Origin of the sequence: Erythrobacter ramosus, from assembly GCF_009828055.1 — a bacterium.
Classification (GTDB): domain Bacteria; phylum Pseudomonadota; class Alphaproteobacteria; order Sphingomonadales; family Sphingomonadaceae; genus Erythrobacter; species Erythrobacter ramosus.
The window spans coordinates 1-10,133 of sequence record NZ_WTYB01000008.1 but is presented as its reverse complement, the minus strand read 5'-3'; the positions used below and the strand labels follow the sequence as shown (position 1 = coordinate 10,133).

General features: G+C 58.8%; 9 protein-coding genes and 1 pseudogene. 7 read left to right on the top strand and 3 right to left on the bottom strand.

The window, feature by feature from the left end; genetic code table 11:
- Positions 1-931: 931 nt before the first annotated feature.
- Positions 932-1,690 (top strand): MarR family transcriptional regulator, encoded by a 759-nt coding sequence (locus GRI59_RS16020; RefSeq protein ID WP_160762167.1) that lies wholly within the window; start codon positions 932-934, stop codon positions 1,688-1,690.
- Positions 1,691-1,919: 229 nt separating this feature from the next.
- Here the strand turns inward: GRI59_RS16020 and GRI59_RS15510 are convergent.
- Positions 1,920-2,204: pseudogene (locus GRI59_RS15510) on the bottom strand (DDE-type integrase/transposase/recombinase); the annotation flags it as partial.
- 90 nt (positions 2,205-2,294) lie between these two features.
- On the opposite strand from GRI59_RS15510, the gene GRI59_RS15505 reads away from it, so the two are divergent.
- Positions 2,295-2,717 carry a hypothetical protein gene (locus GRI59_RS15505; protein WP_160762166.1) on the top strand — a complete coding sequence of 141 codons (423 nt, stop codon included), beginning with the start codon at positions 2,295-2,297 and terminating at the stop codon, positions 2,715-2,717.
- A gap of 24 nt (positions 2,718-2,741) precedes the next feature.
- Here GRI59_RS15505 and GRI59_RS15500 read toward each other — a convergent pair whose 3' ends face one another.
- Positions 2,742-2,996, bottom strand: a complete 255-nt coding sequence (locus GRI59_RS15500) for a hypothetical protein (RefSeq protein WP_160762165.1) — start codon at positions 2,994-2,996, stop codon at positions 2,742-2,744.
- 780 nt (positions 2,997-3,776) lie between these two features.
- On the opposite strand from GRI59_RS15500, the gene GRI59_RS15495 reads away from it, so the two are divergent.
- From GRI59_RS15495 to GRI59_RS15475, 5 genes are all read left to right on the top strand, one after another.
- Complete coding sequence (locus tag GRI59_RS15495; RefSeq protein WP_160762164.1) at positions 3,777-4,316, top strand: hypothetical protein; 540 nt, start codon at positions 3,777-3,779, stop codon at positions 4,314-4,316.
- A gap of 650 nt (positions 4,317-4,966) precedes the next feature.
- A complete protein-coding gene (locus tag GRI59_RS15490) occupies positions 4,967-5,647 on the top strand; it encodes a hypothetical protein (RefSeq protein ID WP_160762163.1) in 681 nt (226 codons plus the stop codon).
- A gap of 257 nt (positions 5,648-5,904) precedes the next feature.
- Positions 5,905-6,132 carry a hypothetical protein gene (locus tag GRI59_RS15485; protein WP_160762162.1) on the top strand — a complete coding sequence of 76 codons (228 nt, stop codon included), beginning with the start codon at positions 5,905-5,907 and terminating at the stop codon, positions 6,130-6,132.
- A 5-nt stretch (positions 6,133-6,137) separates the two neighbouring features.
- Entirely contained in the window at positions 6,138-6,995 is an 858-nt protein-coding gene (locus GRI59_RS15480) for a hypothetical protein (RefSeq protein WP_160762161.1), read from the top strand.
- A complete protein-coding gene (locus GRI59_RS15475; RefSeq protein WP_160762160.1) occupies positions 6,982-9,288 on the top strand; it encodes an SdrD B-like domain-containing protein in 2,307 nt (768 codons plus the stop codon). Before GRI59_RS15480 ends, GRI59_RS15475 begins: the two co-directional genes overlap by 14 nt.
- Positions 9,289-9,479: 191 nt before the next feature.
- On the opposite strand, the gene GRI59_RS15470 is transcribed toward GRI59_RS15475, so the two are convergent.
- Positions 9,480-9,812 (bottom strand): argininosuccinate lyase, encoded by a 333-nt coding sequence (locus GRI59_RS15470; protein WP_202391057.1) that lies wholly within the window; start codon positions 9,810-9,812, stop codon positions 9,480-9,482.
- Positions 9,813-10,133 lie beyond the last annotated feature (321 nt).

Genomic DNA, 10,133 nt, shown 5'->3' with positions numbered 1-10,133 from the left:
GATTCCTCGCCATCCCATTCCTCCTTCATGACCTATTCTAAAATAGAAATTGGGCCACTCAGAAGGGGGCAGATCATGGCGTCGAAACCCGTTCGCTTTAACGGTCAGAGTGGTCATGTTCGCCAGGGTTGGCGAAAGTCGTGGCGAGGCCGATTACCGGTTGAGAGGCCAAAACGGGGTGACGGTTGGGTCATGCATGTCCGGTCATTTCGGCGCAGGCTCATGGACCTCCATTGAGGCCACGGAATTGTCCCCATCTTTCGTAGGCCGCCCCTCCCTTTTTCGCCGCTCGCCAACAGAGCCGCGGCTCGATGCAAATGGTTGCGATGGGAGACTTGGATCGCGCGCGCATGGCTATGGAGCTTTAGCGTGGAACCGGATTGCCGTACTTAACTCGCCCTACGCCCAGAGCGGTGGCGGAGTTTCTTGATCGGGCCAGCTGCATGGATCAGTTCACTATACCGGCTGTCACACCGATCCATCGACGCTCACGGACCTTTGTTGGCCAGGCACAAGCCCGACGGCATCTCCACGACACTTGCCGAGAGGTGCGATCAGATACCGCATACTGCGTGCGTATGACCCACACTTTGTATCAAAAGGTGTCATTCATCCGAGTTCCGCCTCGGTTATGATCAATCTAGAAGCTATATCATTACGCAGCAGCCGGCATCGCTAGCTTGGATGCCTTAGCTATCACTAGGCAACCATGTTGGTGCGCGAATGAAACCTGAGAGAGCCGAGAGACCGCCATTTTGTCGGCCAGGCGTGAGCCGCATTTTGATGCCGCAATGGAACGATGTGCAAAATGCATAATTCTACGCGCCGAAGCCAAAGATGAGTCTCATTATTATACAATGGCCCCCCAATGTGCTTGATTCAACTAAGTTGGTCATATAGCAGCGAATGCAGTCTCGACGGGGGAACGACTGTGAAGTCACACGCGAAAGTGCGCGAAGCGAGATTTCAATTAATGATATCTTCGCTGGCCGACGGCCTGTCGCTTGAGGATGCTGCGACCGCTCACGGGTTTTCGGTGGAGAACGCACGTAAGCGATTGGTTGAGCTGAGTTCAATGCTTCCTGAACGTTCTGAGAGCTTTGGCCTTGGCATGGACGAAGCAACGGCGTTTGACATGGCACCGCCGTATCCACCAACCAGATCATCCGACCCGCGCCACCCCCTGACCCTTAAAATTGCGTTGCTGGACGAACTCGTCGCAAAGCTCTCACCCGAAGAACTGCGCGGTTTGGGGCGAAGGCTCATGAACATGGCGGATGCGGTTGATCAGGATTGGCGGCCCGAGATTGTCCGCCCGAACTATAGTTTGCCGTCTGCCGCAGCCCGGATTGAACGTAACGCGCTGGAACTCGCAAAGGTTGCCCTCTTACTCCTTCAGTTTCGGCAGCAACGCGCCAAGTTTTTGCCGCCGGATGCTCACGATGGCCCGGCATGGGATATGCTCTTGGAGCTCTTTGTACAGTTTTCCGGGGGGGCGGCCGTTTCGACCAAGAGCCTGATCAAGGTATCTAGAGCGCCGCCAACGACAGCCTTTCGTCAGATCGACCGACTGGAGCGAGAGGGCCTGATCAAGCGAAGAACCAGCGATGTCGACCAGCGCGTTACGCTCATCGACCTGACCCGCAAAGGCGTAGTGGCTGTTGGCTGCGCATTGGAAGAATTTCCATAGCCACACCTGCACAATGATTGGGCCGCCAATCGAATAATGGCCAAGGTTCCGCCGCATGCTTCCGGAGCCCGCAAGCCCCTGTTTTAATTTTTGAAGATGCATTTCCCCTGCCGCACCTCAAAGCTACACATCGCCATTTCCATGACCCTTCAATGCGATCTTGATGGTGCTGTCAGTCTAATCGCAACTCGTCTTCGATTGGCGGAGCTATCCCTTTCCCGCTTACGGTTCAGGCCATGAGATTCTGCCACTCAGCCAGTGCGGCTTGGCGGGCGGTCTTATAGGTCTGGCGGTCGAGATTGAAGTGGTTGTGGACGCTGGCGTGGACCGAGGCGAACTTCTGTAACGACTTCTTCCGCCGGAACCGCGGCATTGCCCGTTCTCGCCTCCGGAATGGCAGGTGGCTGTTCTCGACCCGGTTGTTGGCCCAGCGTCCCACCTCCTGCTTGCCGCTGTTGTCGAGGGTGGTCGTGGCTGCCTTGTAGGAGCGCAACTCGTCAGTCGTGATAGTCTCGGGTGGCCGCCAAAAGGGTTCGCAACGTTCACCCAATCTCAGAAGTTTTTGACTATTGGGTTGGGGGGCGGAACCGATCTTGGACAGGCGATGAATGATCTAACGAACTTTTTGGGGCGAAGGGTAGCCCGTCGAAACCAGATTTTTGTTGGGGCCGAACTCTTGACTCCGTCTCGCCGCCAATTGGTTCTTATCGTGGATATTTCGGTCACCGGAGCGAAGCTGCAGCTCCGGAATAGTGTCGGAATTTCATCGGCACGGCTCTCGCTCCAAGGTAACGGGATTTGGGGAGAAATTGTTTGGTGTGACGGTGCGTTTGCTGGAATGCGTTTCGACCAAAGTTGGACGCCGGATGATCTGTTTACGTATACTGACCTGAACAAGGCACAAGACTTCGTTGGCTCGCCGGAACTGATGCTGAAATCCTACTTCACTCCCCCCCTCAATTTCAGCGATCCAGAGAAATCAGAACTGGGCGATTTTCTGCACGACGACCCTCAGATTGGACCATAGGCACTCAGCTGGTCGCCCTATCCGTTACCTTGTCGTGCCGTATGCCGGTGACGCTACGCCATCGGCAAGCCCGGCGTCCGGGAACGCGCTCACGAATGCCTGAGCGGTTTCGACATTGCGGAAATAGAATGCTGCCGTGCTGCAAACAAAGCCGGGCACACTGTGGCAGGCATAATCCGCCGCAAGGACATTCACCCTCAGCCAATCGGCCATGCAATCGAGCGTCTTGCCTAGCCCGGTATCTGGCACGCGGATTTTCACCCGGACCGGGAACGCCAATTCATCCCGCTTTGCTTGTCGAATTGAATGCCCTGCCATAACCGGAACATAACCTGAACAAACGCCAACCACAACCCCTCGCGCGCGCGGGCGAAAAACTGGTTTGGCGGTTTAGATAGAGATTGTGACCGGTTGCCATCTTGGCGGACTCCAGAGTTTTCCCACCCCCCTAGAATCCCCCTTGGATTTGCACCGCGATGCCAACGCGAGCCCTTTTTGTCTCTCTGAGATTCTGCGTCCGCCCCCAACGCTTGCCGATAATCGCGCCGCCCGGCTTCAGTAACCCTACGCCCGGACATTGCGCCAGGATGGTCAGCCCTTCGTTGAATCAGCTAAATTATTACACGCTATGCTCGTTCTTTGTCATTCATAGCTCAAGCTGATGCGGAGTGTCGCACAGTGAACAGTAGGGGTAGACGACGCGTTTGCTCTGGCAATGCCCGCCCCGTGTATCTTCATCAGCCTGCGGCAAGCCTCGGGCCTGCGGGCGAGCGCCATTTCTTGGCGCAGCGATTTACCAGCAAGTTGGCCGATCTGCGCAACAAAGCTTCGGCCAAGTCAGCCACCAGAGCCACAGGATGTTTTCCGAATTTTTACCCACCGAACAAAAGCTTAAAGGAGATATTAACCATTAAGGGGATAGAGGTGGCGGCGCGATCATTCGAACGCACAGTTATCTAGACCGGAGACCAAATCGTGACCACTAAGCTATATTTGTCGGCAGTTATGATTGCTGCCGCAGCATCTTTTTCGACCGGAGCTCAAGCAGAGTCGCGGTTTGTGACTGGCACTGCTAGCCCGCTGACGGCGAGTGCTAATCTCGACTTTACCGTGACCATCCCGAAGTTCGTCTATGTCCGCATCGGCACTGGCACGGATCGGGCCGACAACACGAACGTCGACAATCTCGTGTTCACGGTGCCGGCGGCCAACGTTGGTGACGGCTCCTCGATTGCTGGCACGGGCGGCGACCTGACCGCTGGCCGAGTCACCGCGCGCGTTACCGGCAACAATGGCACGATCGCGTTTAGCTCGACGACGCTGGGCGCGCTCAACAATGGCGCGGGCGACACGATCTCGTGGTCGCAGATGGCCGTCGCCGTAACCGCCAATACGAGCGCCACCGCGCTGGCTCACCCTACGCTGGTTGATGGTGCGACGACCAGCATCAATCTTTCTCCCACGAGCGGCACGAAGGTGACGAACCTCGATGCGCGCTGGACCTTTTCCTACCTCAACCAGAACATCGTTGCGGCCGGCACCTATGGTGGCGTCAATACGCAGAACGGCCGCGTGACTTACGCCGTGTCGATGCCCTAATCTTGCTCTACCGGAGCTCGGCGCACGCTCGCGCCGAGCTCCGGTAAGTCAAAGCGGGAGACAGTTCGTCTTTGTTGGCAGGGAGGGCACCGCTGCGTCCCATCTCAAGACACGTTTCATTAACTATACCTCACGCCCTTAAACTGAGCTACGCTTGCCCGTCTTCCGTATGCGGAGATAATGAAGGGGCAGAGCGTGAGGCGTTGGGCAGCATCGACGATACGCAGTCTTGGGGCGCTGTATGCGCTCGTTCTTTTCACCGAGGCAGCACAGGCGGGATCACGGTTCGAGACCATCCCGATGCCAGGCACGAAACCTACCGTATCTCTCGACGTTACCATCGTCATCCCACAGGTTGTTTACCTTGGCTCGGCTCCGGCGGAGATAGTTAACGACCCTCCGCAACCGTTGAGCGCAAAAGGGGCCAACGGTGCAATGTCCAGCGAGCCCTATGTGGTGCTAACCAATGCCGGAACCCTCGCTTTCGCGCCGACACGTGCTGCTCGGGCACAAAGCTGGGACGTCGGCACCAGAGGCAGGGAGCCTGGAGCTTCGCCAATAAGTGTATATCTCGTGGCCATACCTTGAATTCAGCATGGCCTCCAATCAAGGCTTCAGTGCCCGCGTGAATTAACCAAGGATTGCCAAAGATGATCGCCGAAGGTGCGAAACAATTCGGACGCATAGTCGACAGGCTTCTCTATCGCAGCACAGCTCGGTGGCGAAGCACTGCGGTGGTGGCCTTGCTCGCGAGCACTTTCGGGGCAGAGGCCGCGCATGCCTACACGATCACGATCACCGCGGGGACGCGATCCATCTACCTTCAGGTAGGGGCCGGAGGATATACTGGCACCAACGCGTCGGGCGGCACACCGGGCAACAACGCGACGATCAACGTTGTCTCGGTCACTGTGCCGAACGGGGTTGTTGGCTCCGGCGCTGCGCAGGCCATGACGTCGAACAGCACCGTATCGCAGAGCCCGATCGATGGCTTTGCCTTCTGCAATCCCCCCTCACAGGTCTATATCGGCGCATGGTCTCGGCCGGGATCGGGTACGGGCGTGGCGACGTTGACTGTTACTTCGCCGGCTAACCTCACCAGCGGTAGCAACACCATCCCCTTCAGCCAGATCAGCTGGGTCATGTCAGGCAATGGCGATACGGTTTTCCAGTTCCCCAACGGAACCTTCACCGGGGGCACGCAGACCCTTGGGACCCTCGCGCGGAATACTTGGAAGGAGCAATGCATGACATTCTCCTACGCCAATACCGTGTTGCCTGCGGCCGGGACCTACACCGGGCGTGCGGTCTATACCCTGAGCTTGCCGTGAAAAGGTTCATCCTTCCTGTTCTGCTTTGCTGCACCCCTGCCGGCGCGTCGATAGCGTTTGCCGCGCAAGAGGACGTGGTGTCATCGGGACGGGTCTTCAAAGTGGATGACAGCGGCACTGTCGTTCTGGATCCTGTTCTCGAAATGGAGTGGCAGCCGCCCGGGCGCAACGGCACGACCTCACTGGTAGCCGCTTCGACGCGCGTCAGCGTTCAACTCAACCTTGCCGCTTGGGTCGGGCGGACCGGGCGGATTTACATGACCTTGCCACGCACTCCTGGACCCACGGTCCGCGCCACTTGGAGAACGGGTGGGACACTGCTGCCGGGCACCGTGATCTCGGGTGACCGAACGCTGGTTTATGCCGGCCCTGTGACCAGCCCCGTGCTGCGCGATCTGATCGACATTGCGCTGGAGGCTGATGGCGCGCGATTGACCCAGCCGGAGGCTCTGGCGTTCGGCTTTGAAATCGAATTGGACCAGTGACTTCAATGACCAATCAACCGCTTCGTTTTCCGCCGGCCCTGTGGGCCGTGGGTCTGGCGCTTGCAGTCGGGGCGCTTCCTGCAAAGGCCAACGAGTTTGCCCTAGCGGTCTCGCCGCCGCGTTTTGAGCTTGCCGCTAAAACAGGCGAAACGGTGCGGGCGGTTGCAGAGCTCAGCAACCGGTCCGACGTCCCGGCCGAGCTGACCTTCACCACGGCGGAATGGGATCTGACGGCGGACGGGGGGGTGGTCCTCACCGAAGCGCTCAAGCCCGGTTCCTGCCGCCCATGGGTGGCGATTGAACGGCGTCAGACATCCTTGCCCGGCAGAACCTCACTGCGCTACCGGTTCGAGGTGACCCCGCCGCCTGAGACACCGCCAACCGAATGCCGGTTCGCGATTGTCATCGCGGGAGGTGACAACAACGTCGCGCCTGCGGAAAACGTCAAATTCCCGGTGAGCGGGCAGATCGCCCTCATCGTCTATGTTGCCGTCGGCGACGTGAAGCCCGTGCTCAAGATCGTGAACGCGGACGTCGTAACGATTGGCGGTGTCCAGACGCCTGTGGTGATGGTGGAGAACACGGGAACTGCGCATGGTCGGCTTTCTGCCTTTCTGAGCGGGACCGACGCTGCCGGTGTGCGGCGGGAGTTTTCTCCGTCCACCCTTCCCATTCTTCCCGGAGAAACGCGTATGATCGCGCTCAATCCCGATGATGGCGAAGAGCTGCTGGAAGCCGGAGATACAGCGCAGAGCAAGGCAAAGGAACCGATCGTCTTTCCGGTAACGATCGCTGGCGAGATGGACGATTCGACCAACTCCTTCAAATTCGAAGGGGTGTTCGAGCCTGATGTTCAAGAGTGACAACCAGGTCTTGCTTCGAATTCGGATTTGCTACAGTTTTGGTTTGCGGGTCGCGATCCTCGCACCCATGCTTGCGGGCACCGCCGCACATGGCCAGACGCAGCCGGCTCCCAACGAAAAGCCCGAACCAGAGATCGCCTATGTCGATCGCCTGATTGGCGACGGTTCGCTCGAGCCGTCGCTTCAATCCGATGATGTCCCCTCCAGCAACACCAGCGGCAACCTCCGGTCGCTGGTCGTCGAGGTGGGCGGAGCGCGGATCACCTCAAAATCGCAGACCGGCAGCTTCGATACCTCGGCGCTTGATCGCCCGCAGCAGGAAGCGGGCATTCTCGTGTCCGGGAAATATCAGACCGACAATTTCGGCATGATCGGATTGGATGCGCAGATACGCCGCGGGTCTCGTCTCGGTCCACTGACCGAGCCCGGCACTGATCGCTGGAACGGCCTGTTCAGGCTTGCAACCGATGATTTGCCGCTCGGGTCCGGCTGGCTTGGCGATGGTGCATTGGGCGCAACCTCCACGCCGCTCATTGGATTGTTTGACCGGCAAACCCGGTTCTTCCTGCCCGTCACCCCGATTATGGGCGCTGCCGTTTCGCTGGAAGCCTATAAGCCAATCAGGCCGAGCGAAATCGATGAGGATCCGGTTCCGTTCGCCAGCCTGAACCTTTCGGTCGGTGAGCCCGGATTGCTCGGCGGTCTGCGATTGAACGACTATTCGGGCCTGTCCGGTCTGCTGGTGTCTGGCGGCGGTCAGCTCGAGATGGCACCGGGCTGGACAGCAGGCGCGCAGGCGATTGCCGTGGACAACACGCGCGATCCCTTTGCCGCATTAATCCAGACGCCGGGTGCGGATGATGCCGTGCCACTGATATCGTCGCAGGCCATCGTTGGATCGCTGGCTTACGCGCGGCCGGGCCTGCGCCTTCAGGCCAATACCATTTGGTCAAACCGTTCGGTCAGTCAGGCAGAGACCCAGGCTTTCGCGCCGGCTGGTCAGGCCGCGGGCGGCTCAATCGACGTAAGATACCGGTCGGGTCGCAAGGTCCATAATGGAGGCATTTATTACTTCGGCCCTGGGCTCTCGTGGGGGGCATCAGCGGTGCTGAGCAACGCTTACGGGGCCTATTACCGCTTCTCGCGTTCGTCGCAGCGGTGGCGATGGACCTTCAATCTTGATGCCATAGATTCTGTCGACAATTCGGGCCTCGGCGGATTTGTCGTGAACGCCGACGCTCGCCGAAACATCGGCTTTTCAACGGCTATCGGCCTGAATTCGAGTTTACGAGTTGCCAACGGACAGAGCGCTGGACAGGCACTCGCCTATGTCGACTTCGAGACTGGCCTCGGGACATCTCGGGCCGAAGCCGGCTGGAGCCGGGATGCCTTGTCAGATTTCTATCGGATCGGTTTCGTCCAGAACTGGACACTTCCAGAGAGCCTGCCAGCGGGCAGCCGCCTGAGCACGCAGGTGTCCTATCAATATCGGAAACAAGCTGACCAAGCATCCTCGGCAGCGGGCCTGGTCCAGAGCGAGCGGGCTGACGGCTTCTCGCTCGCCGTCAGCGCGGGCCTGATGCCCTTTAAGGACGTCAGCCTTGACGCAAACGTTGCTTACACCACCGACGCCAGCACAGCGGCGTCGGAGTTTTTTGGCCCCTTCCAGTCAACCGGCGCATCCTTCGGTAGCTTTGCCTCGCAGCAATCGGATTCGTTCTCGGCAACTATGGTGGCCTCTGCACGGCTGTCGGCCAACTGGAACCTCTCGGGCTCTTACACCGACACAAGATCAAGTCTGGTGTCACGCTTCGGCATACCGCTTTTCAATTCTCCGCTAGGTCCGGATCCTACTCAGCTTGAAGAGCTCAGGCGAAGCTCGTTCCGACTGCGCGCGGCTTATCTGACCGTTCGCTACACAATGTCGGCCGGACGCCCGCGGAGCTTGATGGGCAACCGGCAGTTCCCGGTCGGCGGGGTGGGCAACCTTGCAGGATCGGTCTTTTTCGATGCGAACGAGAACGGGAAACGCGATCCCGCCGAAGCCGGCGTGCCCGGCATCATCGTCATTCTCGACGGGCGCGAAGCCCTCCGCACTGATCAAGCGGGCTTCTACCAGTTCACGGGGGTGGCGGACGGCCAGCACCGCATTACGCTGAACGCCGATAACCTGCCGCTGCCATGGGTCATCGAGCGCGACGGCACGGATGACATTGGGCTGCCTTATGCGGCCACAGTTGAGATTGGGGTTCGCGCAACAACGCAGCTTGATATCGCGGCCAAGAGGCAATGAGCATATTGGCCATCGTTTAGACGGGCGCGCGATCAGGAGTTGTCAGAGCAACTGCACCGCTACACGTAGGAGACCGACAGCGTCGCCCCAATGCCTCTTATCAGGCTCACGCATTCGCGCCGCTAAGCCAAAAAATACTTCCCGATCAGCGCAATAAAGCGCGCCCGGCGCAAATCTGCCTTACCCCGCCTTTACTGATATTCGGCGGTTGCCTTGCCGTTGTTCCAATAGAGAGTGATTTCTGAGACGGTGCACAGATTGAAGCCCTCCCAAGTAGCCTGGTCACCATCCTCCCACACGATGAGAAGATCATACATGCAGGCCTTCTGATTGGGCGCGAAGTTGATCGTGACCCCCTCACCGTCGCCGAGTGTGTCGCGGCCGAGAACATCTTCTTCCCAGTCATTGCTGGAAGAAGGCGCAACGTAAACCTCGGCGATCGTATACCCCGTGGCATTGATAAGATCGAAATCTTGCTTACCCGCCGAGACGGTTGTGGCCCCGAAAAGCAGCATTGCGGCCATCGCTGCCGCCTTCATCCAATTATACATAATCGCCCCCGTTACCCCGGTTTTGGGAACGCGAAGATCGCGGATCTGGACGCTATTGCAAGCGAAATCACTGCGTCTTATTGGCTGGCCTCAGTCCGCGCGGCCTTAAGTCTGATCGGCTGCCTAATGGCGCAAGTAACCAGCCAAGCACCTTGGGCTCGGCGCGCAGCTTTCAAGCATCTGGAAGGGACGAGCGGTCAACGAAGGGCCGGGCCGACTTCTAGAACCATTGCACATTCCATTAGACTTTCCCGCACGGTGGAGCATGTGTTGCTCTGCCAGCGAGGCGCAGTC